Here is a 24455-nt window from a genome sequence, read left to right as displayed (position 1 = left end):
GGCTGATCTTCCTGGTTTTGAGGTCGGGTCGGCTAGAGGCGGGTCGCGGTGCGGACCAGGGCGGCCAGGGCGCGTGAACGGCTGTGCGGCGGCCAGGCGATCACCGTGGTCACCGGTGGGGCGTCGAGCACCGGGACGGCGGTGATGCCCTCGGGCAGGTGCAGGCGGCTCGACTCGGGGGCGACCATGCAGGCCCGGCCGAGCGAGACCAGCTGCAGCACCTGCATGGTGTTGTGCACGTGCGGCCCGGCGCCGTCCGGATAGCTGCCGTCCCGCCGCGGCCAGCGGGGCAGCGGCAGGCCGGGCAGATTCTGCACCTCGGCCATCCGCACGTGTCGGCGCGTGGTCAGCGGATGACCGGCCGGCAGGAGTGCCACCTGCCGTTCCGTTCCCAGCTCCTCGATGTCGAACCCGGCCGTGGAGTCGAACGGCAGATGCAACAGGGCCACGTCGGCCCGCCCGTCGCGCAGCATCCGTTCCTGTTCGGCGATTCCACATAGAACAATTTCCAGGGGTACGGAGTCAGGCTCCGAGTCGTAGGCGTCGAGCAGCTTGGCCAGCAGCTCGGTCGACGCGCCGGCCTTGGTGACCAGCACCAGCCCGGCCTGCCCCTGGGCCGCCCGTTTGGTGCGCCGCTCGGCCGCCTCGACCGCGTCCAGCGCCGCGCGGGCCTCGCGCAGCAGTACGGCGCCGGCCTCGGTCAGCGTGGTCCCGCGGCTGGAGCGTTCCAGCAGCGTGACGGCGAGCCGGCGTTCGAGTTGGCTGATCGCGCGGGACAGCGGTGGCTGTGCGATGCCGAGCTTCTGCGCGGCCCGCACGAAGTTGAGCTCCTCGGCGACCGCGACGAAGTACCGCAACTCCCGCGTCTCCATGACGGCCAGGCTATACCCGCAGGGTATGGCCGACCAACCCGATCGGTGTTGGCCCCGCCGGCCGCCCACGGACAGGATTCATTCCATGAGCGAACAAACAATTGCACTGGTCACGGGCGCGAACAAGGGCATCGGCTACGAGATCGCGGCCGGCCTCGGCGCCCGCGGACAGACCGTCGGCGTCGGCGCCCGCGACGACACCCGCCGCTCGGAGGCGGTGGACAAGCTGCGGGCGGCCGGGGTGGACGCGTTCGGCGTCCCGCTGGACGTCACCGACGACGCCAGTGTCACCGCGGCCGCCGCCCTCATCGAGGAGCGCTACGGCCGGCTGGACGTTCTGGTCAACAACGCCGGGATCACCGGCGGCCACCCGCAGGAACCCACCCTGGTCGACCCGGCGATCATCCGTACGGTCGTCGAGACGAACGTCATCGGCGTCATCCGGGTGACGAACGCCCTGCTCCCGCTGCTGCGCCGGTCCGCCTCGCCACGCATCGTGAACATGTCGAGCGGCGTGGGCTCGCTGACCCGGCAGTCGGCGCCGGGCGCGGAGATCGGGCCGATCGCCGCGGCGTACTCACCGTCGAAGACGTTCCTGAACGCGGTGACGATCCAGTACGCGCGAGAGCTGGTCGGGACGAACATCCTGATCAACCTGGCCTGCCCCGGTTACTGCGCGACCGACCTGAACGGTTTCCGCGGCCACCGCACCGCCGAGCAGGGCGCCGCGACGGCGATCCGCCTGGCCACCCTGCCGGACGGCGGCCCGACCGGCGCCTTCTTCGAGGACGCCGGCGTCGTCCCTTGGTGACTCGGTGAGGCCTCGCGAGCCCGGTTGACCTCACTGCGAAACCGGGCGCGGAACTCGTCGACTGCTGCGAACTCGGGCCGGATCACCTTCACCGCGACGATCCGCCCCTCCGGATCCGGGCCCGGTGGACCGCGCCCATGCCACCTCGCCGAGCAAGCCGAGCACTGTGTAGTCCAACGGGGCCCGAGATAATTCCTATGTGGCACGAAAGGCAGTCATTCAGATATCAGAATTCAGAGGCACCGCCGACCCGAGCGGCAACGGCGGTGCCTCATTCGACTTCGGATTTCGATCGCGATGAAAGCCGGACCTACTGGCAGATCAGATGCGCTGCCTCATGGGCTGTGCTCATGTTTAGATCGCGGCTCAGCGTGAGTCTCAGCGCGGTCTCCTCGACAGTCGGCGTGCAGCCGCAGCCTCGCGCAATTGCAGCGAAGGCCATAGTGAGAGCCACCGCCCGCGCATCGGACGATTCGGGGAAAAGCATATGTTCGGTCGTTCCTTTCTCCGGCCAGAATGCGCTGGCTGGAGAGCTATGCTAGCTCCGGATCTGACGTAGCGTAATGCCTTTTCCCTTGGATCTTTTGTCCCAAACGGAGGAGGCGGACGCCGGCTCAGGTTGTGGTGATCTCGTTGACCTTGGCCTTGACGGTCAGGGTCTTGGTCCTGGTCCCGTTCGGGCCGATCGCCGTCAACATGAAGGTGTGGGACTGGTAGGAGCCCGGATCCCCGCTGCACGGGAAGTTGATCGTCACCGAGTCCTTGACCCCGTACGTGTCGTAGAGCCCCGGCCCGTCCACCGAGATCGTCGCCTTCTCGGCCCCGGTCACCTTCCATTCCAGGGTCACCGGGTCGCCCTCGAAGTGGGTCTGGTCGGTCCCGGACGGGCAGGACGGCTTGCCCGACACCCGGAAGTAGGAGATGGCCGGCCCGCTGGGCGCCGCGCTGGTCGAGGTCTTGTGGGTCGGCGTGTGGCTCGGGGTGCTGTTGCTCCTGGTCGCCGGCGTGGAGGCCGGGGCGCTCTCGAGGGTCACCGGATCGTCCGACGCGGTCGTCGACGGTTCCTCGCTGTTGCCGGCGGCCGGACCGGCGGCTTCGGCGGACGACCCTTTCCGCAGATGTGACAGTGCGATCCCGGCCCCCACGGCGACCAGCACCAAGGCGAGCAGAGCGATGACGAACCCACGGCGTCTCCGCACGTGTCCTCCCGGGTAGAGCCGACTGTCGACGCACTGTATGAGGACCGCGCGCACCGCGGTACCACCGTGCGGACGGCATGGCACGAAGCCGGTACCGGACAACGGAAAAGGCGCCCTCACGAAGAGGACGCCTTCTCGCAAACAGGGATCAAGCGCGCGGGCGCCGCCGCCGTTCGAAGCCGGGCATGTCGATGTGCGGGTCGAGGTCGTCGCCGGACGACACCTGGGAGGCCAGGCGCTGGGTCACGCGCCGCGCGCCCGGGCGACGCCGGCCGTTGGCGTCCGGCACCTCGGGCTGCAGGAGCAGTTCGGCCATGTCGCCCATCGAGCGGGCGATCTCCTCGAACGGGATGTACAGGGCGCGGTTCGCGGCCGAGCCGAGGTACTCGAACGGTTCCGAGCCGGCCATCGCGACGAACCGTACGCCGAGCATGTCGAGGTTGCGGAACGCGGCCGCGTCGAGCATGCAGACGACGTGCCGCACACCCCACCGGTGACCGGCGTTGATGAACGCGCGGTAGAGCATGCCGCTGACGGTCAGCCCGTTGCGGTCGGCGCGGTAGCGGGGGAGCACCGCGAGCGTGGCGTAGTCCCAGATCTTGCCGCCGTCGTGCATGCCGTGCGTGTCGACGATCTCGGACAGGGACACGCCGATCAGGTCGGGCGCGTCGTCAAGCGTCTTGCCGCCACCCTCGATCGCCCGCGCGGCGCCCGCCGGCAGCCCGGTCTCCCGATCCAGGATCAGGAAAAAATAACTCATTTCCTCGTACGGGGTGTACTCGGCGACCATCGCGGCCTCGTCCAGCCCGAACGACTCCTCGAACACCATCCGCTCGACGGTCCGCGCGACGTCGGCCAGGGGATCGTGCGGGGCGAGGGCCAGGGCGACGAAACGGTTCTCCGACGCGTGTCCGCTGAGCGCCTTGGCACAGAGGTCACCGAGGGTGGCGTCGTCGAGAGCGTAGGACATCTGGGGGACTCCTTAGCGGTGCCAGCGAGGGGGATGAGCTGCGCGCACCAGGCATACCGGGGGAATCGGACTTATGCAGCATCAGCCCGAAATCCGGCTATGTCAAGAAATTTGAAATCACACCGGTTTGCGGGCCACGACGCTGTATATGCCGAGGTCATCGCTGACCGGCCGGTCGGCCGGAGCGTCCTCCGGGCGCCACTCGCTGACCGGGACGATCCCCGGCTCGACGATGTCGAGGCCGTCGAACCAGCCGAGGATCACCGACCTCGATCGGGCCCGCACGTCCGTGCCGCCACGGGCGAACATCTGCTCGTACGCGGAAATCCCGGCCGGACCGCTGAAGTCCATCGTCCCGTGGGTCACCACCAGATAGCTGCCCGGCGCGAGCGCGTCGACGAGCCGCCGGACCGCGGCCGCCACCCGGTCGTCGTCGTGCACGAAGTGCAGCACCGCGACCAGCAGCAACCCGACCGGCGAGCCGAGATCGAGGGCGGCCCGCAGCCTCGGATCGGCCAGGATCGCCTCGGGATCGCGCAGGTCGGCGGCGAGAAACGCGTCCCCGCCGAAGTCCGTGATCAGCGGGTCGTTGTCGACGTAGACCACCCGGGCGCCGGGCGCGACCTCGTGCGTGTTCCCCGGCGCGGGCAGCCCGCAACCGATGTCGAGGAACTGGTCGACGCCCTGCGCGGTCAGGAACGTCACCGCCCGGCCCAAGAACGCCCGATTCGCCCGGGCCAGCTCGACGACGACCGGAAACGCGGCGGCGATCGCGTCGCCGGACTCGCGATCGGCGGCGAAGTGCCGCGTCCCGCCGAGCCAGTAGTTGTAGCGGCGAGCCGGGTGCGGGACCGAGGTATCCACGGCGCTCACTATATGACGAAGGTAATTCGATGGAGATTTGATCCAATGAAAGGAGCAGAGCTACGGTGAATGCATGCGGATCAACCCGGACGCCCCGGCCGACAAGCCGGAGACCGATCAGATGAAGGTCATCCACCGTGCGCTGAGCCGCGAGTTCGCGCTGTTCCCGACCCTGGTCGCCGCGGTCCCGCCCGGCGACACGACCCGCGCGCGACGGGTCGGGCGGCACGTCGGGCTGATCCTCGGCATGCTGCACGAGCACCACGAGGCCGAGGACGAGCTGCTCTGGCCGGTGCTGCGCTCACGCGTGCCGTTGGAGCAGGCCCTTGTCGACGTCATGGAGGAGCAGCACCACGTGATCGCCACCGCGGTCACCGCCATCGAGGCGCTCCTGCCCGGCTGGACGGCGACAGCGGGTGCGGATGAGCGGGCCGACCTCGTACAAAAATTGAATGATCTCGAAAAAGCGCTGGCCGAGCACCTGTCGCTGGAGGAGAGCGAGGTCCTGCCCCTGATCCACGAGCACCTCACCGTCGCCGAGTGGCACGCTCCGCAGGAGCACGCGATGGCCCACGGCCCGGCCGGCCTGACGGCGAAGCTGCTGCTCGCGGGCGCCGTGCTGGAGGACGCGACACCTCGTGAGCAGTCCTGGTTCCTCGGCGAGATGCCCCCACCGGCCCGCGTGATGTGGCGCCTGTTCGGCGCCCGCCAGTATGCGAACCACGTCCGAGCCGTCCGTCACTGATCCGATCTCCCGAACGGGGTCCGCCGCTCGCGGCCCAGGCGCCTGGATTCGGGTCCGGGACGGTGCGGCAGCAGCGCGACGTCACGGCCGGCCCGGATCTTGCCGGGGTGATCGAGGCGGTGGCCGTGCCGGTGGCCGCCTTCGCCGAGGACCTGCCCGTGCTGCTCGCGCCCAGCGTCGCGCCCGCCGACGTCCGGATCTCGCGCTGGAGGCCGGCGACGCGCTGCACGCGGCCGGCCGGCCCGACGACGCCCGCGCCCTCTACCGGCGCCTCACGAGCCGCTCGGATTCCCCCTGGCCCCGGCTCGGCGCCGAACGACTGGCCCGGCTACCGGCGGCGTCTTCGCCGACGAACCCGTCACCGATCAGCTGAGCAGGGCGCCGGCGGCCTGCGTGGCCAGCCAGTCCGCCGCGTTCGCCCGCGACCAGCCGCACTCGGTCAGCACGGTCCAGGCCGAGGTGCCGAAGAAAAACCAAAGAATTTCCGCCGTACGGGCGGAGCTCTCCCGCACCGCCCCGAGCTCGACCAGATGCGCGGCGATCAGCCCCAGCCGCTGCCGATAGCGCTGCACCGACAGCTCGGCCGCGCCGGCCACCGCCGGGTCGGAGGCCGCGTTGTCGAGCAGCACCCGGATCAACTGCTCATGCCGCTGCATCGTCGTCCCGGTCGTCTCGGCCAGCCGGTCCAGGATCGCCCGCCCGTCGGTCATCGCCAGCATCCCGGCGACCGCGCTCTCGATCAGGTCGTCCGACGTGCTGCTGCGGGTCAGCTCCTCGATCAGCGCCGCTTTCCCGCCCACGCTGGTGTAGACGGTGTTCACGGCGACCCCGGCCCGCGCCGCGACCGCCGCGATGGTCGTCCGCGCGTAACCCTGCTCGGCGAACAACTCCCGCGCCGCCTGCAGCACGGCCTCGTGGGTCTCCCGGGCCGACCGGGCCCGCGTCGGGGAGTTGTAGGTTCGCTTCGCCACCGAATGATCGTATGTTTCCGCTAAGGGCGGGCGCCGAGCGGCCGATCGGCACTTCGTGAGGGGCCCGGCCACGCTCGGCGACATGATGATCGCCCGTGGCCTGATCACCCCGGAACAGATGGACGACGCGCTGCGCGAGCAGCAGGCGACCGGTTCCCGGCTCGGCGCGATCCTGATCACCAGCGGCGCGGTCCGCCGTCTCGACCTCTACGAACTGCTCGCCGAGCAGTGGGGTCTGCCGTTCCTCGACCTCACCCACGTCGACCTCGACCCGGACCTGCTCGACGACCACGACCCGACCGACCTGGTACGGGCCGGCTGGGTGCCGGTGCGGCGCGACGCCGACGGGTCGGTGCTGGTCGCGACCGCGGAACGGCCGTCCGACGAGCGGGCCCAGATGATCCGGGCCGCCGTCGGCGGGACGATCACGCAGGTGGTCACCACCGACTGGGACATCGATCAGGCGGTCCACCGGTCGTACCGGGAAAGGCTTGTCGACGACGCGACGATGGGATTGTGGCGGCGGTCGGCGGCGCAGTCGGCCCGCCAGGTTCTTTATGCCCGCCAGGCCTGGTCATTGGGCGTACTGCTCACTCTTCTCTTCGTTTTTCTGATTTTTGCCCCGCGCATCACACTGACCGCCACATCCATGGCCATCAGTGTGTTCTTCCTGGTCAGCGTGATGTTCAAATTCGTCGTCTGCCTGCGCGGCGCGAAATACGACAAGGAGGAGGCGATCACCGCGGACGAGGTGGCCGCTCTCGGCGACCACGATCTGCCCGTCTACACCGTGCTGGTTCCGGTGTATCGGGAAGCCAATGTGATCGGCGATCTGCTGCACAATCTCGGCGACCTGGACTATCCCCGCGACCGTCTGGAGATTCTCCTCCTGATGGAGGAGGACGACGTCGAGACGATCGCTGCGGCGCGGGCGGCAAAACCCCCTCCTACGGTACGGTTCGTGGTCGTCCCCGATCGATTGCCGAAGACCAAACCGAAAGCGTGCAACGTCGGGCTGTTCTTCGCCCGCGGCGAATACGTGGTGATCTACGACGCCGAGGACCGTCCCGAACCGGATCAGTTGAAGAAAGCGGTCGTCGCGTTCCGCCGCTCCGGGCCGGAAACCGTCTGCATCCAGGCCGCGCTCAATTACTGGAACGTCGAGGACAATGCGCTGACCCGGATGTTCACGCTCGAATACTCGTTCTGGTTCGACTACATGCTGCCCGGCCTCGACGATTTGAACCTACCGATCCCGCTCGGCGGCACGTCCAACCACTTCCGCGTCCACGCGCTGCGCACCCTCGGCGGCTGGGACCCGTTCAACGTCACCGAGGACGCTGACCTGGGAATTCGCGCGTCCGTGCTCGGCTACCGGGTCGGCGTGATCAACAGCACGACCTATGAGGAGGCGAACCGGGCCGTCGGCAACTGGATCCGCCAGCGGTCCCGGTGGATCAAGGGCTACATGCAGACGCTGCTCGTGCACCTGCGCCAGCCCGGCACGATCGTGCGCGGCGCCGGCCTCAAACAGAGCCTGTCGTTCATTCTGCTGATCGGCGGAACCCCCGCGTCCTTCCTGCTGACGCCGCCCCTCTACGTCATCTTCTTCCTTTCCCTGATCGCGCCGAATCTGCCGATCGGGCAGTTCTTCCCGGACTGGGTGATGGCCTTCGGCGTCTTCAATCTGCTCGTCGGCAACACCGCAATGGTCTATCTGGCGATGATGGGCGCGTTCCGCCGCCGCCGATACGGATTGATGCTCTGGTCGCTGCTGAATCCTGTTTACTGGCTGCTGCACGCGATCGCCGCCTACAAGGCGCTCTGGCAGTTGATCACGAAGCCGCACTACTGGGAGAAGACGACCCATGGCCTCAGCGTCGCCCCCGGTCGCGCTGCCCTCGCCGAACCCGTCACCGCCGGCGCCGCCGCCGGCCCGCCCGGATAGGTGGCGCTGGCCGCGGGCACTCCTGACCCTCCCGCTGCCGTTGCTGCTGATCTGGCAGGCCCGGCGCAAAGGCGTCGTCAGTCCGCTTCTGGACAGGGTCGACCCGACGATCGTCTCCGCACTTGTGGTGCTCGCCAGCGGCGTCTACTGCCACGTGCTCGCCGCCCGCCTCCACAAACACGGCGTCCCCAGGCTCGCCGCGGCGTTCATCGTGGCCGGCCCCGGCCTCGCGATCTGCGCCGTCGGCACCACCGACCTCCCGTCCATGATCGGGATGGCGCTGGTCGTCGTCGCCCTCGACGGCTACCTCCGATTCGTCGTCGACGGCCAGACGCTGGGCGGATTCGTCGCCGGCATCACCCTGGCCTGCGCCGCGGTCTGCGACCTGGCCACGCTGGTCTACATGGCGGCGCTCGCGGCGGCCGTACCGTTCCTCGCCGGAACCTGGGCCCGGCAGGTCAAGGCGACCACCGCGATCCTCGCCGTCCTGGCCTTCCCCAGCGTCGCGGTCTATCTCGGCTGGCTCTACGTGCGCTGGCGATTCGGCGCCGGCTCACCCCACAATTCAACACCGATGTCCGCTTTTGATCCGGTCCGCGGTGCGGTCACGGCCATCAGTGGTCTGGCTCATTGCCTGCTGTACGTCGTCAGCGCCGCCGCCGTCGCCCGGCGCCGCCGAAGCGCCCTCCCGGCCTACCTGCTGCCCGTCGCCGTGGTCGCGTTGCTGGTCGCGGTCGGTGCGAGCCGCTCCACCCTGGTGATCAACCTCTTCTTCACCGCGGTAGCGGTCACCGCCATCCGCACCCACCTCCCACGCCGCGACTGGGCCATCCTGGCCGGAGTGGCCGCCGCCCAGATCGGCCTCGTTCTTATGTGGCCCCCATAACCGCCCGCCGCCGCCCGACGCCCGCCCGACGCCCGCCGCCGCCCGCCGCCGCCCACCAACGCCCGCCGCCGCCCGCCGACCCTCACCGGTCCCCGACGAGGGTCGCCCGCCGACCCCGCCGACCCCGCCGACCCCGGCGAGCCTCGCCGACTCGCCGCTTGCGTGGCCGCCCGGCACTTTCCGCCGTCCGCGCGTTTGCTTGCCCCCTGCATCCCGCCGGCACGCCCGTGGGCGTGCCCGCCCGCGCCTCGGCGACGACCGCCTGCTCGTTCTGCCTTCCCGTCTGTGCGTTCTACCTGCGCACCCGGGCCAAGGCATGCCGGATTTATCGGGTCAGTTCATGAAATGAACCGGATTGACCAGGTCGGCGTAGGCGAGCAGCGCGGCCATCCCCACCAGCACCAAAGCGGCCGCCGAGGTCAGCGGAATGGTCCGCGCGACGTCGACCGGCCGGTTCCATCGGCGGCCGAACAGCCGCCCGACGCCCCTCTTCAGTCCCTCCAGCAACGCGGCGCCGATGTGCCCGCCGTCCAGCGGAAGAAGCGGAATCAGGTTGAAGACACCCATCGCGATGTTGAACGACCCGAGCAACTCCAGCAGGAACAGCAGCCGATCGGCAACCGGCAGGGCGGAGGAGGCCACGTCACCTCCGAGCCGTGTCGCACCGACCACCCCGATCGGCCCGTCGACCGCCCGCGGCGAGTCACTGAACGCGGCCAGCCACACCCCGACCATGCGCTCGGGCAGCCGGAACACCCCGAACGCGACGTCCTTACTGGCCGCCCCGACAACCCCGGCCACCTCCACCGGCGTCATGTGCTCCCGCGCATACGCCGGCTCGATCCCGAGGAACCCGCCCTGCCCGTTCCGCCCCATGGTCAACGGCACGGCCAGAGTCACCCCGTCCCGCACGACGGTCAGCGTCACCGCCCGCCCCGCATCGTCCCGGATCCGCCCGGTGAGCTCGGTCCACGAACTCACGGGAGAACCGTCATACGAAACAATCCGGTCGCCCGACCGCAGACCCGCGGTGACCGCCGGGCTCACCTCGACCACCTGCTGAACGACCGGCTGCGCGGTGCTGACACCGATCCCGGTCAGCGCGATCGACAGAAAGACGAAGCCGAGCAGAATGTTCATCGTCGGCCCGCCGGCCATGACGACCACCCGCTGCCACCACGGCCGTTGGTAGAACAGCCGTCCGTGATCACCCGGCCCGACGTCCTCCCAGGCCGCCTCGCGCGCCCCGTCGATCAGCGACCGCATCGGCCCGGTCGACCACCGCCGCACCTTCCCGGCCGGCGTACCCGGCGCGGGCGGCAGCATGCCGATCATGCGGATGTAGCCCCCGAACGGCAGCCACTTGATCCCGAACTCGGTCTCCCCGCGCCGCATCGACCAGGCGGTAGGTCCGATTCCGACCATCCACTGCGTCACCTTGACCCCGAACCGCCGCGCGGGCACGTAATGCCCGACCTCATGCAGCGCGATCGAAACCATCAGGCCGAGAAGAAAGACCACGGCGCCCAGGAGCCACGTCATGCCCGGCAGTCTAGGTCCCACCCCCGACATTTCCAGCCACCCAGCGCCCCCCAATTCAACACTGGCCCCCAATCCCAAACCCTCCCTCTAACTTCCAGCTCGTGGCACCCCAATCCCCGCTCCGTCCTGCCCCGCCCCGCCTCAGCTCGCCCTTTCACCCGGAAGATGGATGAATTGGGCGCTTATTCGACGTCCTAGAACGGGCCGGTCGTGTGAGGATGCTCGGCGTGTCTGTGCGAGCACTGAGTTTCGGACCGATAGCCGAGGCCTACGAGCGATACCGCCCCGGATACCCCTCCGAACTCTTCGACCTGGTCATGACCTACGCCGACCGCCCGATACGAACCGCGCTCGAGATCGGCGCGGGCACCGGCAAGGCGACACGACTGTTCGCCCAGCCGGGCATCGCGGTCACCGCCACCGACCCGGACGCCGACATGCTCGCCGAACTGCGCAAACACGTCCCGAATGTGCGCGCCGTCCAAGCAGCGTTCGAGGACCTCCCACTCGACCAGAGCTACGCGCTTGTCTACGCGGGAGCGGCCCTGCACTGGACCCGCCCCGAAGGCCGTTGGAATCGCATGGCCGCCCTGGTCGAACCCGGCGGAACCATCGTCTCCTTCGGCGGACCGATCCAGCCCGCCGACCCCGCCGTCGAAGCCGCCGCGCAGCAGGCCCGGGCCCGGTTCGTCGATCGCGAGGACCTACCGTCCCCGGACGGAACAGCCCCGGACCATGAGATGCAGTGGCCCGGCACGGAACTCCAGCGATCCCCGTACTTCGACGACGTCCGCCAGTCGACGATCACCCGTCGCTTGACGATCAGCGCCCGCGACTACGTCGCCTACCTCTCGACCGTCTCGGCCTACCTGACCCTGCCGCCCACTGCCCGCGACGAGGCCTACCAGCACATTCTCCAAGCCCTCCCGGCCCAGTTCGAACTCAACGCCGACATCATCGTCCACCTGGCCCGCCGCTGCTGACCTCGTTCACGTCATCCGCGATGTCCCTCAGCCTCGTTCCCTCCTCTCCTCAGACGCGTGTGGGAAGTGGACCCCCGTTGTAGGTGACCGCATCCGTGAAGGCCGCGATCAGGTCCAAGTCCTTTCCGTAATGATCGGCGTAGAACCGGTGCAGGTTCAGAACGAGACGCTCGGCGTCGGCCCACCCGGCGAACTCACCGAGATCCACGGCCCGCGCCGCTTCCAACGGTGAGAGCCCCCGGTCGATCCCGTCGGCACCGGCCTGCAGCACCACCCGGTAGTACCGGCGATGCTCGTCCAGCACCCGCGCGATGTCCTCCCCGGTCAGGATCGGCCCGTGCCCGGGTACCACCACCTCCGGTTCGAAGCCGGCCAGCCAGTCCACCGCGGCCAGCGCCCCCGGCACCGAACCCATGAAGACCAGCGGCGTCAGCCCGGCGAAGACCAGGTCACCGGTGAACAGCACCCGCTCGTCCGGCACCCACGCGATCAGGTCGCCGGTGGTGTGCGCCGGCCCGCCGGGGTGCCGCAACTCGACCCGGCGCTCGCCGAGGTGCACGGTCATCGACTCCGCGACGGTGACGTCCGGCAGCCGCCGTTCGACCGCACCCCAGTCCGGCACCGGGCTCCAGAACGGTGGACACCCGTCGATGATCGGATCGACACGTAGCCCCTCCCGCATCTTCTCCTGCCCGATGATCACTGTCCCGGCAGGAAGAAGACAGTTTCCGTACGTGTGATCCCCGTGCTGATGCGTGTTGACGGCCAGCTTCGGCGCCCGCCCGGTTGCCGCCCCCAGCGCTTCCAGGAATCGCCCGGCCCGGGCCGCGGTCGCGCACGTGTCCACCACGAGCTGCCCTTCCGCGGTGGTGATCGCTCCCGCGTTGTTCAGCCACCACGACCCGTCCGGCTGCACCCAGGCGTGGATCCCCGCTCGTACCTCGACCAGCTCCGCCGCATCGTCCACCGCTCCACTCATGGCCTGAGGCTAACCTTCCCGACTTGGCGCCGATTTGGCATCGTCCCTCTCCCCACCAGGTAGTCGGCCCGCCCGCGAGCTGAGTGACCGGCCCGACGTGCCGACGGCCCGAGGCGCGGGTGAGCCGTCCGGGCGTCACAGGTCCACCTGCGGAGCACGGAGAGCGGGCGCGGCAAGCATCCGCCGGGTCGGCAGCACACCCGCGGCCAGGGCGAGGAGCAGGCAGAGCCCGATCACCCCGGCGACGACCGGCCACGGCACCACCAGCGGAACGGCCGCGCCCGTCTGCTCAATCAAGCCGGCGCGGACGGCCAGCAGCGCCCCGAAGGCGACCAAACCACCGAGCACCGCTCCAATGGCCACCACCAGCGCCGATTCCGCCGCTACATAGCTCGTGACCTGCCGTCGCGTAGCCCCGGCCAGCCTGATCACGCGCAGGTCGGACGCACGTCCCTCGGCCGCCATCAGCAGCGTGTTGGCGACCGCGATCGCCCCGTAGCCGGCCGACACCGCGATCAGCATCAGGGTGAACAGCCACACCAGCCGGTCCTCGGCACTGTCGGCCTCCGCCGCCCAGGTACCCGTGTCGATCACCCGCGTACCGACCCCGGCCGGAGCATCACGATCCAGGTAGACGGCCGAGGCCAGCGCGGACGGATCGTGCCGCCGTACCGTGTCGCGCGACAACAGGAGATCACCGCGGATCGACCCGCCGGCGACCACAGCGACGACTCGCAACTCCACGCGCTGTCCATCGGCGAAGACCACCGCGCACAGCGCGCCCGGACTCAGACGCGCCGACTCCGTCACGACCACCGTGTCCGTGTCACGAAGACCGTCTATCGCCCCCGCGACGACTCGCGCGCCCCGGTCGGCCTCGGCGAACGCGACGGGGTCGACCCCGAGCCCGTTGAGTGCTCGCAGTTCCTGTCCGAACACCGTGGTCGGCAGGATCGATGCCCCGGGCGCGACGGCCACCGCGGCGTCGGACAATCCCGGCGTACGATCCGGCACCATCACCCGCCCGGCCGCGACATCCGCCGCCCGTCCGGCCGCGTACGCCGCCGTCGACGTGCGGACCATCCCCGCGACGAGAACCGCGAACGCGACCGTCAGCAGTACCGGAGCGGCGGTGGACGCCGTCCGCCGGGCCGCCGTCATCGCACTCGCCCGGACCAGGAGACCGATCGCCCCGCTACCGTGCCGCCCCGGGAGCCGCCACACCCGCACGATCAGCGGAATCGCCGCCGGAGCGAGCGCGACCATCCCCGTCACCAGTGCCATCGCGCCGAACAGGGCATAGGTCGAACCGTCCTGGGCATCGTCCGAACTTGCGGTGCCGACGGCGAACGCGATGCCCAGCCCGACCAACACGCCACCGGCGACCCACCGGAGGCGGCCCATCGACCGTTGCTCGACGGCAGCCTCGCGCAGCGCCTCCAACGGCCGGACCCGGGCCGCGCGGCGAGCCGCCGTCCAGGCTCCCGCCAGGGCGACCAGCGGACCGAGCAGGAGCGCGGCAATGATCGGCAACGGGTTGTAGCGCACCTCGTAGGTGGCCGGCTCGAACCCCGCGTCGATGAGCACCCGGCCCACCATTGGGGCCATCGCGGCTCCGAGGACCGCCCCGAGGACCGCCCCGATGCTCCCGACCAGCATCGCCTCGCCGTACACCATCCGCCGCACCTGTCGTGGCGTGGCACCGACCGCCCGGAGCAGCCCCAGCTCGCGCCGTCGTTGCGTGACGGTGAAGGCAAACGTCGACGCGACCACGAACACCGTGACGAACCCTGCGAGCGCGGAGGTCCCGGTGAGGACCTGCATGCCGATCCAGCGCGTTCGCGCGTCCTCGCGCGGCTCCAATGTTCCGCGGCCGTCGCCGGTGAGCACTGTTCCGGCGTTGCCGACAAGACCACGCGCGGCCTCGGCCACCGCCCCGGCGTCCGCGTCCGGCTCAAGAACGAGCCCGATCGCGCTCACCCCGGGTGACAGCTGGGCCGCCACCTGGTCCGACACCAGCACATCAGGCACATCGATCAAACCCACCACGGTGTACGGCATGGTCCCGGCCGCAGTCAGCAGCGTTACCGCACTCCCGGTCCGGAGGCCGAGAGCTTTGTCCAACACCACCTCACCCGGTCGTCGCGGCGGCTCGCCGGTGACCAGGCGCTCGCCACCGAGACGGGCCGAGGACCAGCCATGACCCCGGATCACCGTCTCGGACGGCGTCCCGGCGACGACCGCCTGCATATAGAAGGAACGATCGGCGACCGCACCGGCGACACCGGGCAAGCCGTCGAGCTGCCCCCTCATCTCGTCCGCCTTCGCGCCCGTCCACGGAACTGCCGGTGGGAACGGGTCGGCCGGGCTCTGACTCATCGGAGCCTGAACGATCACCGGCGCCTGCGCCAGACGGTCGGGAATCTTCGGCCGTCCCGCGACCAGCAACAGCAGGGCGACCGTGACCAGGGCAATCCCGATCGCGACAGCCACCAGGGCGCCGGCTGTCCGGCGCAGCCTCAACACGGCTCCTCCACCAGCTGAGCGGTGCGGGCAGCGATCTGCTCCGGCGCCAACGGACCTGGGACGTCGCCGGCGATCCGGCCGTCGGCCAGGAACACGACGCGGTCGGCGCGGGCGGCGGCGACCGGGTCATGAGTCACCATCACCACGGTCTGCTGGTGCTCGTCGACCAGCGATCGCAGCAGATCGAGGATCTGCCGTGAGGTCACGCTGTCCAGCGCGCCGGTCGGCTCATCGGCGAACACCACCGCCGGACGACTGATCAGCGCACGAGCCAGCGCGACACGCTGCTGCTCACCGCCGGAGAGCTCGCTCGGGCGATGTCGGAGACGGCCGGTCAACCCGACCGCGGCCAGCGCGCCGGCGATGTCGGCCGCTGGTGTGTGCCGACCGGCCAGCCGGGACGGCAACGCCACGTTCTGCTCGGCGGTGAGGGAGGAGACCAGGTTGAAGGACTGGAACACGAACCCGATCCGGTCGCGCCGAAGTCGTGTGAGCTCGTCCTCGGTCAGATCGTCGAGCACGACGCCGTCGATCGTGATCGTGCCCCCGGCCGGCCGGTCGAGCCCGGCCGCGCAATGAAGCAGTGTCGACTTGCCCGAGCCCGACGGACCCATCACCGCTGAGAAGGTGCCACGCTCGAAGGCGATCGACACGCCGTCGAGCGCGACCAGCTGCCGGTCGCCCGTGCCGTAGGCGGCCCGGACGTCCTCCAGAACAACCGTCTGCGTCGTCATGGCGGCAACGATCCCGCGCCGGGGCGGCTTCGCACATCGGACCACGATGGACACTTTCTCGGTCCGCCCAGGGTGGTACGCCGTACCCTCAAATGGTGTTTCGTCATCCCTGGGGATGACAGCTCCTGGTCCGACGCGCGGCGCCGCCGCACCGGATACGGTCGTGCCCATGAATGCCGCCCAGCTGATCAGGCGCCTCCGCCCGGTCGAGCTCTACGGACTCGACACGGTCGCGGCGGTGACCGTCGTGCTGATCTGTTTCACGGCCGCGATGGCCACGCCGGCGGATCATCGGCCCACGGAGCCGGTCTGGGCGTCGGTGCTGACCGCCCTGGCCATCGGGCTTCCGATCGCGGTCCGGCGTCGCTGGCCCACCGCCGTGGCGATCATCGTCACGGTCGCCGCCTCGCTCGGCCTGGGCCTGGAGTTCATCCCGTCGTTCGCCGCGCCCGGTCCGGCCTGCGCGCTGATTCTGGCCTTCTATACCTTCGGCGGCGCGGTCCGGGACGCCCGAGCGTTCCTGGTCGAGGGCGTCTGCTGTTTCCTTATTACTGTCGGCATGTCCGGGCCGATGCTGTTCGCCCGGCACACCGGTCCACCACCGGACGCGCCGTCCGAGCTCCTGTCACTGTTCTTCGGCGCCCTGATGATCGCGCCGTCCGCCATTCTGGGGTTCGCGATCGGCGAGCGACGGGCGCAGAATGCGCTGCGTAGCGAGCAGTTGCGCCGCGAGGCGGCGATCGAGGAGCGGCTTCGGCTCGCGCGAGAGCTGCACGACATCATCGCGCACACGATGACGCTCATCGTGGTCAAGGCGTCGATCGGGAACCACGTCGCGGAGACGAATCCCGCCGAGGCTCGTGACGCGTTGCAGGTCATCGAGAAGACCGGACGAGCTGCGATGTACGAGGTTCGCAAGGTGCTGGACATGCTTCGGGAGGACACGCCGTTCGCGCCCACACCCGGCCTCGGCGACCTGCCGAAACTGGTCGAGATGGCATCCGCCGGCGACGCGTCCGTGACACTCACCGTGGATCGCCCGGAGGGCTCGGCGGTGGACGGCATTCCCGAGTCGGTGCAGCTGGCGGTGTATCGGATCGTTCAGGAGGCGGTGACCAACGTGGTCAAGCACGCGGCGCCGGCCCATTGTCAGGTCGTCGTGATGGTCGGCGCGCAGGACGTGCGGGTCGAGGTCAGCGACGACGGGAAACGGCCGGTGCGTGTCGGCGCGGTCGGGCACGGGTTGATCGGGATGCGCGAGCGTGTGGCCCTGCACGGCGGAACGTTCAGTGCCGGGCCGAGAGACGGTGGTGGGTTCTCGGTGACAGCGCTGCTGCCCGTGGCCGATCCAGCAGCGGGAGGCAACCGATGATCCGGGTCCTGATCGTCGAGGACGTGGAGCTGGTTCGTGACAGCTTCCGGTTGCTGGTCAACTCCAGCGAGGGGTGTTCAGCGGTGGGGGAGGCGTCGACCGGCGTCGAGGCGGTACGCCTGGCCGGCGAGCTCCGGCCCGATGTGGTGCTGATGGATGTGCGCATGCCGGAACTGGACGGGATCGAGGCCACCCGGCAAATCTGCGGGAATCCCGACCTTGCCGACGTCCGAGTGTTGATCTTGACGACGTTTGACCACGACGAGTACGTGTACGGAGCGCTGCGGGCCGGCGCGAGTGGCTTCCTCCTCAAGGACAGCCCGGCCGCGGAACTGCTCAACGCCATCCGGGTCATCGCGGCCGGGGACGCCTTGCTGTCGCCGAAAGTGACGCGGAAGCTCGTCTCGGAGTTCGCCCGGCAGCCGAAGCCGGGCAAGCCGATCCCCGGATCGCTGGACGCCGTGACCGAGCGCGAGCGTGAGGTGCTCAGGCTGGTCGGTCTCGGACTGTCGAACCCTGAGATCGCCGAACACCTGGCGCTGAGCCTGGCCACGGTGAAAACCCACGTCGGCCGGATCCTGGCGAAGCTCCCCGCCCGCGACCGCGCCCAGCTGGTAATAGTCGCCTACGAGACGGGGTTGGTCACCGTGAGCACATGACCATGGAGGACCCACGCCCAGGGTGACTTGTCGCCCGGCGAACCGGGTTGCGCACTGGCGTGTCCGGCGCGAGTAACGGTGCTGGATGTGAAGGGAGGCGAGCGATTGGTTCAAGACCTTGTAGTCGTGTGTGGCTGATGCTTCGGGCATGACTGAGCGAGCCTTTACGCCGGCACTGGGGCGGTTTGCGCCTACACGGTTCTACGATGCGGTGGTTGCGGTGACCCGCGAGAGGGTTTGGCGGGCATTGACCGTGGCGCACGTGGCGCCGCGGGTCGGGGATGTGATCGTCGATGTGGGTTGTGGTACCGGTTCGCTGGCGTTGATGCTGGCCGAGGCGGAGCCAGGAGCTCGGATCGTCGGAGTGGACCCGGATCCCGAGGTGCTCGCCATCGCCGGACGCAAGACGCGTGCCGTGCGATGGGTGCCGGGGCGGGGTGACGAGCTGGCGGAGCTGCTGGGCGAAAGCATGGCGGACACCGTGGTCTCCAGCCTTGTGCTGCACCAGTGCCCGGTCCCGGTGAAACGGGCGATACTCGCGTCGATGGCGGCCGTGCTGCGGCCCGGTGGGCGATTGGTGGTCACCGACTACGGGCTGCAGCGGACCGCGTTGATGCGGGTGGCGTTCCGGACCGTGCAGTTCGCGGACGGTAGGGCCGACACCCAACCGAACGCCGACGGGGTTCTGCCCGGGCTGATCGCGGAGGCGGGCTTCGCGGAGGTGCGCGAGGCCGAGGTGATTCCGACGATCACGGGGTCGATCTCGGTCTACGTGGCTCGGCGGGACTGACCACGCTCCGCGGCGCCGTGGAGCATGCGTTTGTGGCGGACTGGTCGTGGTTTACGGCGCTGAGGGGGCCTGGTTACGGAGGACAGGGAGGACTGATGCCGGGGTGAGGCCGACCATTTCGCGCATACGGCGGGTCAGGTGGGCCTGGTCGGCGAAACCGGCGGTGATCGCGGCCTCGGCGGGGGACTGACCGGACTGCAGGGCTTCGGCCGCCCGGCGGAGTTCGGACCACAGCCGCCAGCGGGGGAGCGGCATGCCGATCTGCTGGCGGGCCAGGGCACGCAGACGTTGCGGGGAGAGGCCGACCTCAGCGGCCAGTTCCGGCATCGAGATGCTGCGCTCCAGCAGAAGGCGCATCGCCCGCAGCAGCCTCGCATCCAGCGATCGGGACTTTCCTGCGCCGATGTCGCGCACCTCGAAGGCGGCGACGATGGCGTCATGCGTCTCGCTGGCTGCAGCGATGCTGTCGCGCGTCTCGCCGGCCACGGCGATGCCGTCGCGGTAGCGGTTGCGCAGGTCGTCCGCGAGGGCCGAGTGCGGTTCGATGTAGACAGTCAGCAGATCCGGGGCGGGAAGCAGCCGGTGCGGCACCATCGGCGGCACGACCAGGGCCGCACCGCGGTGCTCGCGTCCCGCCGCGTCGACCATGCCGACGTCGGTGTGGTCGGCCGGCGCGATGACGATCTGGAAGGCGGCGTGGCGATGGACCGAGCCCGCCACCGTCGGCCCCCGGTACTCCGCGTAGCCGTCGCCGACCGTAAATCGCCCCCTGCTCATGGGCCGATGATGGCAGGATCGCGGCGTGACCGGTTTTGCTGCACCACTCGACGGCCTGAACGCTCTGGTGATCGGCGGGGGTGGCGACGGCATCGGCCGGGAGATAACCCGGGCGTTCGCGGCGGCGGGGGCGTCGGTCGCCGTGGCCGATCTTGTCGCGGAACGAGCTCATGAGGCCGCTCGGGAGATCTCCGAGACCGGGTCCGGCACGGTCGCGCTGGTCGGCGACGTGCGGTCGCGTGTCGACGTGGACGGTTTCGTGGCCGCGACCGTCGCCGAGTTCGGGCGACTGGACACGCTGGTGACCGTGGTCGGCGGGCAGGTGGCGTTCGTGCCGGCGGTGCGGTTGCACGAGATGACCGATGAGGACTGGGATATCGCGTACGAGATGAATCTCCATTATGTGATGAGGGCCGCTCGTGCCGCCGTCCGCGCGTTTCTCGATCAGGGCACCGGCGGGACGATCGTGAGCGTGGGTTCGGTCGCCGGGGTGATGGCCGCGCCGACGCAGGCCGGATACGGTGCGGCGAAGGCGGGACTGGCCAGCCTGGCGAGGACGGTCGCCGCCGAGTATGCCGGCGACGGCATCCGGATGAACATCGTGACCTGCGGTGCGATCGCGACCGCGGTCGCCAACGCCGGTCAGGCGGCCGAGCCGGTGCCGGAGATCCCGATGGGTCGCCTCGGCGTTCCCCGTGACGCGGCCGCGGCGGCGGTCTATCTCGCGTCGCCGCTTTCCGCGTACGTCACCGGCCAAAGCCTCGTCGTCGACGGCGGCGTCACCGTCCGAGGCCCGTTCGCCTGACCGAAACAATCCGACCGAGAAGCCGACGGAGCGGGAGCCGGCAGTGAAACCGAAGAGCGGGAGCCGGCCGAGTTGCCAGGAGAACAGGAGCATCTGCCGAGGAAGGGGGGACCAGGAGAAACCGGCTATTCCGGGGACCGGGAAAGCAGCAACCAAGCGTCAGCCGGGAACATCCTGCGCGCGATAGCCCAGGTCAGCCGCGTATAGAACGGCCGCGCCACCACCTCGTCGATGATCCGAGGCGCGCCCATCCGGTGATCGACCCCCTTCCACCTGATCGTGCACCCACCGGCCGCCATCACATTCCGCACCCAGTTCGTCCCCGCTCCCCACGGCAGATTGATCACGAACCCGTCCGCCGTCGCCACCACCGCCACCGGCACGGTCAGGTCCCGCCCGCTGATCCGCCCGCGATGCCGCACGACCGCCCAGGGCGAGAACCGCCGCCCGGCCAGCACCCGCACGACCGGCGCCGTCGCCCGGGCAAAACGCCACGAAGTGTTGTCAGGAGTCGCGGTTGAGCTGCTCATACCCGGCATCCTGCGCCGGGCCGGCCGCCCCGCGCATCCCGGGGAACCGTCACGCTCATTGATAGTTTTCCGTCATCGCGTACGCGACGGCGTCCGCCCGCCCCCGCGCCCCGATCTTGCGGTAGAGGTTCCCCAGATGGCGCTCCACGGTGTGCACCGAGATGCCCAGCCGCCGCCCGATCTCCGCATTGGATTCCCCGGCGGCGACGAGCGTGAGCACCTCGCCCTCCCTCGGCGTCAGCCCACCGCCCGGGATCCGCGGCGCCGGAGCACCGCGGGACGCCCGCCCGGAGATGACAAAATCGGTCACCAGCCGGATGTCCCGCGCCGCGTCCTCCATGAACAGTGTGGGTGTCGTCCCCGGCAGTTCGACCAATTCCGCGTCCGGTAAATCGTCGGCCAATCGTCGGAACACCTCGACCGGAATCTGCTGTTCGTTCTGCCGATGCAGCACCAGAGCGGGGGCTCGCACTTTCGCCAGTTCGCCGGTCACATCGATGTCCGCCGCGGCCGAGAACCATGCCTGGGCGACCGCCGCCGTGGTCGCCGTCCGGAACGCTTCGGCGGTCCACCGCCCGGAAGCCGCTTTGTCCCACCCCAGCCATGCCGTCGCCGCCGCGTCCGCGAACAGGCCCCAATCCTGTTCGACCAGGGACAACAATGCCTGGGTCTGGGCCGGCCGCATCGCCTCCCGCATGCGTGCCGCCCCGCCGAAAAGAATCAGCCGCTCGACGCGTTCCGGTTCGCGCGCCGCGAACGCGATGGCCGTCGCCGCCGCGTGGTAGTAACCGAGCAGCGACGCCGTGCGAATACCGGCGTCGTCGAGCACCGCCCGCAGATCCCGCAGATGCGCGTCCACCCCGAGATCGCCGAGGTCGATCCGCCGATCCGACGCACCCATCCCGCGCCCGTCGTAGAGCACGATCGTCAATTCCCGGGCGAGGGCCTCATACACCGCCCGCATCGCCGGAATCCGCCACTGGGCGGCGATGTTGCTCAGCGACGGCATCCACACCAGCACCGGCCCCTGCCCGAACACCTGGTAGCCGATCGTGACGCCGTCCTCGGCCCGGGCGAAGTGCATCTCCACCCGCCCATTATCCCCACGGCCGCGGATATTGTCGTACCGGAAAGGCAATTCAAAAGATTTTATTGACTTTCCCGTACGGTATGGGAGCTGGCAGGATCAGCCGCATGCCCCGTATTTCTGAGCGAATCTCCGGCATTGCTGAATCCGCCACACTGGCCGTGGACGCGAAGGCGAAGGCCCTGCGCGCCGCCGGTCGTCCGGTCATCGGATTCGGGGCCGGCGAGCCCGATTTTCCCACTCCGGACTACATCGTGGAGGCCGCCGTCGAGGCGTGCCGCGACCCGCGTTCGCACAAGTACACGCCGGCCGGCGGTCAGCTCGCGCTGCGCGAGGCGATCGCGAGCATTTCCGGGCACCCGATCCAACCGTCCCGGGTGATCGTCACGAACGGCGGGAAGCAGGGCGTCTACCAGGCGTTTGCCACGCTTCTCGACCCGGGCGACGAGGTGTTGATCCCGGCTCCCTACTGGACCACCTATCCCGAGGCGGTCCGATTGGCGGGTGGTGTCCCGGTCGCCGTGGACACCGACGAGTCGACCGGCTATCTGGTGAGCGTCGCCCAGCTCGAAGCTGCGCGGACCGATCGTACAAAAGTAATTCTGATGTGTTCTCCGTCGAATCCGACGGGTGCCGTCTATTCACGGGAGCAGCTCGAAGGAATCGGCACCTGGGCCGTCGAGAATGAACTTTTCGTCATCACCGACGAGATTTACCAGCACCTGGTGTACGGCGATGCCCAATTCCATTCCCTGCCCGCGCTCGTGCCCGGACTCGCCGACCGGACGATCGTGCTCAGCGGCGTGTCGAAGACCTTCGCCATGACCGGCTGGCGTGTCGGCTGGATGACCGGCCCGAAGGACCTGATCGGCGCGGCGCTCAACCTGCAGTCCCACCTGACCTCGAACGTCTGCAACGTCGCGCAGGCCGCCGCCCTGGCCGCGGTGACCGGGGACCTCTCCGCGGCGACGAGCATGCGCGAGGCGTTCGACCGGCGCCGCCGCACGATCGTCGGCTTGCTCAACGACATCCCGGGCGTGTTCTGCCCGGAGCCGCAGGGTGCCTTCTACGTCTACCCGTCGGTGAAGGGCCTGCTCGGACGCCCGCTGGCCGGCCGCGTGCCGCGGACGTCGGCCGAGCTGTCCGAGATCATCCTTGAGGCGGCCGAGGTCGCGGTGGTGCCCGGTGAGGCGTTCGGCACGCCGGGTTACCTGCGTTTCTCGTACGCATTGAGCGACGCCGACCTGGTCGAGGGCGTGGGCCGGATCGCCAAGCTGGTCGCCGCCGCCTGAGCCCCGCGCCCGGGCGTGTCGAAGCCGCATGCCCGGGCGTTCCGGTCCGGCCCCGCGCCCGGGCGTGTCGGCCGCCGCCGAAAGGACCTCCGCGCCCGCCGTCGAAAGGGCGGGTCCTATTTTGTGACAGGCGCCTCGAATCGGTGTGCGATCGGCCGGAATCGGCCCAGGATGGGCTTCGGCGGAATCAGCGAACGGGGGCCAGACGGTGACCGAGTCCGGGGCGCGGACCACGGAGGATCTCGACGAGGCGGCACGGATCTTCACGAGCGTGCGGCCGCGGCTGTTCGGCATCGCCTACCGCATGCTGAGCAGCGCGAGCGAGGCCGAGGACCTGGTGCAGGACGTGTGGCTGCGCTGGCAGGGTTACGACCGTTCCACCGTGACGAACCCGGGAGCGTTCCTGGCCACCACCACGACACGCTTGGCGATCAATGCGTTGCAGTCGGCGCGGGTGCGCCGGGAGACGTATATCGGTCCCTGGCTGCCCGAGCCGGTCGACACCAGCGCCGACCCCTATCTGGGGGCGGAACGCGGCGAGGCCCTGGAATTCGCGGCGCTGCTGCTGATGGAGAAACTGACCCCCAGCGAACGCGCCGCCTACGTGCTGCGCGAGGCCTTCGACTATCCGTACGGGCAGATCGCCGACATTCTCCGGTCGACCGAACCGGCCGCCCGGCAACTGGTCAGTCGCGCCCGCAAACACGTCGCCGGCGAGCGGAAGGCCACGGTCGCCCCGGAGGCGCAGAAGGATCTGCTCACCACATTCATCGCGGCCGCCCGCACCGGCGACATGACCGCCCTGGAACGCCTTTTCGCCGCCGACGTCGCCAGTTACTCGGACGGTAACGGCGCGGTCCGCGTCGCCCGGATGCCGGTCGTCGGCGCCGAACGGGTCGCCAAGTTCTTCGCCGCCCTCTCGTCCTGGTATTGGGAGAACATCGAGATCAGCTGGGTCAGCACGAACGGCGAGTCGTCGGCCGTGCTGCGCCGCAACGGCATCCTGGAAGGGGTCATGACCGTGGTCGCGGGCGAGGACGGAATCGAGCGCATCCTCTGGATCGTCACCCCGGAGAAGATCGCCGCGTTCGCCTGAGATCGGGTGGCCTGTCA

General features: G+C 69.6%; 23 protein-coding genes. 11 read left to right on the top strand and 12 right to left on the bottom strand.

All coding sequences use genetic code 11. From position 1 onward, the window contains the following. Nucleotides 1-32: 32 nt before the first annotated feature. On the bottom strand, nucleotides 33-872 hold the full coding sequence (locus ACSHV8_RS19750) for a LysR family transcriptional regulator (protein ID WP_436535170.1): 840 nt from the start codon (nucleotides 870-872) through the stop codon (nucleotides 33-35). An 85-nt stretch (nucleotides 873-957) separates the two neighbouring features. On the opposite strand from ACSHV8_RS19750, the gene ACSHV8_RS19745 reads away from it, so the two are divergent. Next, a complete protein-coding gene (locus ACSHV8_RS19745) occupies nucleotides 958-1683 on the top strand; it encodes an SDR family oxidoreductase (protein ID WP_436535168.1) in 726 nt (241 codons plus the stop codon). Nucleotides 1684-2297: 614 nt separating this feature from the next. Here the strand turns inward: ACSHV8_RS19745 and ACSHV8_RS19740 are convergent. The 3 genes from ACSHV8_RS19740 to ACSHV8_RS19730 form a co-directional block, all read right to left on the bottom strand. Next, nucleotides 2298-2882 (bottom strand): hypothetical protein, encoded by a 585-nt coding sequence (locus tag ACSHV8_RS19740; protein WP_436535166.1) that lies wholly within the window; start codon nucleotides 2880-2882, stop codon nucleotides 2298-2300. Nucleotides 2883-3030: 148 nt separating this feature from the next. Continuing rightward, nucleotides 3031-3852, bottom strand: a complete 822-nt coding sequence (locus ACSHV8_RS19735) for a hypothetical protein (RefSeq protein ID WP_436535164.1) — start codon at nucleotides 3850-3852, stop codon at nucleotides 3031-3033. Nucleotides 3853-3969: 117 nt separating this feature from the next. Continuing rightward, on the bottom strand, nucleotides 3970-4716 hold the full coding sequence (locus tag ACSHV8_RS19730; RefSeq protein ID WP_436535162.1) for an SAM-dependent methyltransferase: 747 nt from the start codon (nucleotides 4714-4716) through the stop codon (nucleotides 3970-3972). Between the two features lie 73 nt (nucleotides 4717-4789). Between ACSHV8_RS19730 and ACSHV8_RS19725 the strand changes: the two genes are divergently transcribed. Continuing rightward, a complete protein-coding gene (locus ACSHV8_RS19725; RefSeq protein ID WP_436535160.1) occupies nucleotides 4790-5461 on the top strand; it encodes a hemerythrin domain-containing protein in 672 nt (223 codons plus the stop codon). 365 nt (nucleotides 5462-5826) lie between these two features. Here ACSHV8_RS19725 and ACSHV8_RS19720 read toward each other — a convergent pair whose 3' ends face one another. Then, complete coding sequence (locus ACSHV8_RS19720; protein WP_436535158.1) at nucleotides 5827-6432, bottom strand: TetR/AcrR family transcriptional regulator; 606 nt, start codon at nucleotides 6430-6432, stop codon at nucleotides 5827-5829. An 82-nt stretch (nucleotides 6433-6514) separates the two neighbouring features. On the opposite strand from ACSHV8_RS19720, the gene ACSHV8_RS19715 reads away from it, so the two are divergent. Continuing rightward, entirely contained in the window at nucleotides 6515-8380 is a 1866-nt protein-coding gene (locus ACSHV8_RS19715) for a glycosyltransferase family 2 protein (protein ID WP_436535156.1), read from the top strand. Next, nucleotides 8301-9266 (top strand): hypothetical protein, encoded by a 966-nt coding sequence (locus tag ACSHV8_RS19710; RefSeq protein WP_436535155.1) that lies wholly within the window; start codon nucleotides 8301-8303, stop codon nucleotides 9264-9266. Before ACSHV8_RS19715 ends, ACSHV8_RS19710 begins: the two co-directional genes overlap by 80 nt. A gap of 333 nt (nucleotides 9267-9599) precedes the next feature. Here the strand turns inward: ACSHV8_RS19710 and ACSHV8_RS19705 are convergent, their stop codons facing one another. Beyond that, nucleotides 9600-10808: a M50 family metallopeptidase gene (locus ACSHV8_RS19705; RefSeq protein WP_436535153.1), complete on the bottom strand. Its 1209-nt coding sequence runs from the start codon at nucleotides 10806-10808 to the stop codon at nucleotides 9600-9602. A gap of 218 nt (nucleotides 10809-11026) precedes the next feature. Between ACSHV8_RS19705 and ACSHV8_RS19700 the strand changes: the two genes are divergently transcribed. After that, on the top strand, nucleotides 11027-11791 hold the full coding sequence (locus ACSHV8_RS19700; protein WP_436535151.1) for a class I SAM-dependent methyltransferase: 765 nt from the start codon (nucleotides 11027-11029) through the stop codon (nucleotides 11789-11791). 49 nt (nucleotides 11792-11840) lie between these two features. On the opposite strand, the gene ACSHV8_RS19695 is transcribed toward ACSHV8_RS19700, so the two are convergent. From ACSHV8_RS19695 to ACSHV8_RS19685, 3 genes are all read right to left on the bottom strand, one after another. Beyond that, nucleotides 11841-12770, bottom strand: a complete 930-nt coding sequence (locus ACSHV8_RS19695; RefSeq protein WP_436535149.1) for an MBL fold metallo-hydrolase — start codon at nucleotides 12768-12770, stop codon at nucleotides 11841-11843. 135 nt (nucleotides 12771-12905) lie between these two features. Further along, a complete protein-coding gene (locus ACSHV8_RS19690; RefSeq protein ID WP_436535147.1) occupies nucleotides 12906-15296 on the bottom strand; it encodes an FtsX-like permease family protein in 2391 nt (796 codons plus the stop codon). After that, nucleotides 15290-16030 (bottom strand): ABC transporter ATP-binding protein, encoded by a 741-nt coding sequence (locus ACSHV8_RS19685; protein WP_436535145.1) that lies wholly within the window; start codon nucleotides 16028-16030, stop codon nucleotides 15290-15292. The genes ACSHV8_RS19690 and ACSHV8_RS19685 overlap by 7 nt, the downstream gene beginning before the upstream one ends. 169 nt (nucleotides 16031-16199) lie before the next feature. On the opposite strand from ACSHV8_RS19685, the gene ACSHV8_RS19680 reads away from it, so the two are divergent. From ACSHV8_RS19680 to ACSHV8_RS19670, 3 genes are all read left to right on the top strand, one after another. Next, nucleotides 16200-17402: a sensor histidine kinase gene (locus ACSHV8_RS19680; RefSeq protein WP_436535143.1), complete on the top strand. Its 1203-nt coding sequence runs from the start codon at nucleotides 16200-16202 to the stop codon at nucleotides 17400-17402. Then, nucleotides 17399-18061, top strand: coding sequence for a response regulator transcription factor (locus tag ACSHV8_RS19675; protein ID WP_436535141.1), 663 nt, complete (start codon nucleotides 17399-17401; stop codon nucleotides 18059-18061). The genes ACSHV8_RS19680 and ACSHV8_RS19675 overlap by 4 nt, the downstream gene beginning before the upstream one ends. A gap of 148 nt (nucleotides 18062-18209) precedes the next feature. Next, entirely contained in the window at nucleotides 18210-18851 is a 642-nt protein-coding gene (locus tag ACSHV8_RS19670; protein ID WP_436535139.1) for a class I SAM-dependent methyltransferase, read from the top strand. A 51-nt stretch (nucleotides 18852-18902) separates the two neighbouring features. Here ACSHV8_RS19670 and ACSHV8_RS19665 read toward each other — a convergent pair whose 3' ends face one another. Next, a complete protein-coding gene (locus tag ACSHV8_RS19665; protein WP_436535137.1) occupies nucleotides 18903-19628 on the bottom strand; it encodes a helix-turn-helix domain-containing protein in 726 nt (241 codons plus the stop codon). Between the two features lie 55 nt (nucleotides 19629-19683). On the opposite strand from ACSHV8_RS19665, the gene ACSHV8_RS19660 reads away from it, so the two are divergent. After that, nucleotides 19684-20433, top strand: a complete 750-nt coding sequence (locus tag ACSHV8_RS19660) for an SDR family NAD(P)-dependent oxidoreductase (protein WP_436536832.1) — start codon at nucleotides 19684-19686, stop codon at nucleotides 20431-20433. A 125-nt stretch (nucleotides 20434-20558) separates the two neighbouring features. Here the strand turns inward: ACSHV8_RS19660 and ACSHV8_RS19655 are convergent, their stop codons facing one another. After that, nucleotides 20559-20963: a hypothetical protein gene (locus ACSHV8_RS19655; RefSeq protein WP_436535135.1), complete on the bottom strand. Its 405-nt coding sequence runs from the start codon at nucleotides 20961-20963 to the stop codon at nucleotides 20559-20561. Between the two features lie 55 nt (nucleotides 20964-21018). Continuing rightward, nucleotides 21019-22047 carry an alpha/beta fold hydrolase gene (locus ACSHV8_RS19650; protein WP_436536830.1) on the bottom strand — a complete coding sequence of 343 codons (1029 nt, stop codon included), beginning with the start codon at nucleotides 22045-22047 and terminating at the stop codon, nucleotides 21019-21021. A gap of 110 nt (nucleotides 22048-22157) precedes the next feature. On the opposite strand from ACSHV8_RS19650, the gene ACSHV8_RS19645 reads away from it, so the two are divergent. Beyond that, the gene (locus tag ACSHV8_RS19645) at nucleotides 22158-23342 is read left to right on the top strand and encodes a pyridoxal phosphate-dependent aminotransferase (protein WP_436535133.1); all 1185 of its coding nucleotides are present in this window, start codon (nucleotides 22158-22160) and stop codon (nucleotides 23340-23342) included. Between the two features lie 208 nt (nucleotides 23343-23550). Then, nucleotides 23551-24438, top strand: coding sequence for an RNA polymerase sigma-70 factor (locus ACSHV8_RS19640; RefSeq protein ID WP_436535131.1), 888 nt, complete (start codon nucleotides 23551-23553; stop codon nucleotides 24436-24438). The last annotated feature ends 17 nt before the right edge of the window (nucleotides 24439-24455 follow it).

This window comes from Actinoplanes sp. HUAS TT8, assembly GCF_051380535.1.
Classification (GTDB): Bacteria; Actinomycetota; Actinomycetes; order Mycobacteriales; family Micromonosporaceae; genus Actinoplanes.
This window is presented reverse-complemented; position numbering and strand designations above follow the sequence as displayed.

Coding starts and splice junctions, on each gene's coding strand:
- ACSHV8_RS19745 (WP_436535168.1), top strand. CDS start 958: ATGAGCGAACAAACAATTGCACTGGTCACGGGCGCGAACAAGGGCATC.
- ACSHV8_RS19750 (WP_436535170.1), bottom strand. CDS start 872: ATGGAGACGCGGGAGTTGCGGTACTTCGTCGCGGTCGCCGAGGAGCTC.
- ACSHV8_RS19685 (WP_436535145.1), bottom strand. CDS start 16,030: ATGACGACGCAGACGGTTGTTCTGGAGGACGTCCGGGCCGCCTACGGC.
- ACSHV8_RS19725 (WP_436535160.1), top strand. CDS start 4,790: ATGCGGATCAACCCGGACGCCCCGGCCGACAAGCCGGAGACCGATCAG.
- ACSHV8_RS19665 (WP_436535137.1), bottom strand. CDS start 19,628: ATGAGCAGGGGGCGATTTACGGTCGGCGACGGCTACGCGGAGTACCGG.
- ACSHV8_RS19715 (WP_436535156.1), top strand. CDS start 6,515: ATGATGATCGCCCGTGGCCTGATCACCCCGGAACAGATGGACGACGCG.
- ACSHV8_RS19710 (WP_436535155.1), top strand. CDS start 8,301: ATGGCCTCAGCGTCGCCCCCGGTCGCGCTGCCCTCGCCGAACCCGTCA.
- ACSHV8_RS19645 (WP_436535133.1), top strand. CDS start 22,158: ATGCCCCGTATTTCTGAGCGAATCTCCGGCATTGCTGAATCCGCCACA.
- ACSHV8_RS19705 (WP_436535153.1), bottom strand. CDS start 10,808: ATGACGTGGCTCCTGGGCGCCGTGGTCTTTCTTCTCGGCCTGATGGTT.
- ACSHV8_RS19655 (WP_436535135.1), bottom strand. CDS start 20,963: ATGAGCAGCTCAACCGCGACTCCTGACAACACTTCGTGGCGTTTTGCC.
- ACSHV8_RS19680 (WP_436535143.1), top strand. CDS start 16,200: ATGAATGCCGCCCAGCTGATCAGGCGCCTCCGCCCGGTCGAGCTCTAC.
- ACSHV8_RS19735 (WP_436535164.1), bottom strand. CDS start 3,852: ATGTCCTACGCTCTCGACGACGCCACCCTCGGTGACCTCTGTGCCAAG.
- ACSHV8_RS19675 (WP_436535141.1), top strand. CDS start 17,399: ATGATCCGGGTCCTGATCGTCGAGGACGTGGAGCTGGTTCGTGACAGC.
- ACSHV8_RS19695 (WP_436535149.1), bottom strand. CDS start 12,770: ATGAGTGGAGCGGTGGACGATGCGGCGGAGCTGGTCGAGGTACGAGCG.
- ACSHV8_RS19670 (WP_436535139.1), top strand. CDS start 18,210: ATGACTGAGCGAGCCTTTACGCCGGCACTGGGGCGGTTTGCGCCTACA.
- ACSHV8_RS19700 (WP_436535151.1), top strand. CDS start 11,027: ATGCTCGGCGTGTCTGTGCGAGCACTGAGTTTCGGACCGATAGCCGAG.
- ACSHV8_RS19650 (WP_436536830.1), bottom strand. CDS start 22,047: ATGCACTTCGCCCGGGCCGAGGACGGCGTCACGATCGGCTACCAGGTG.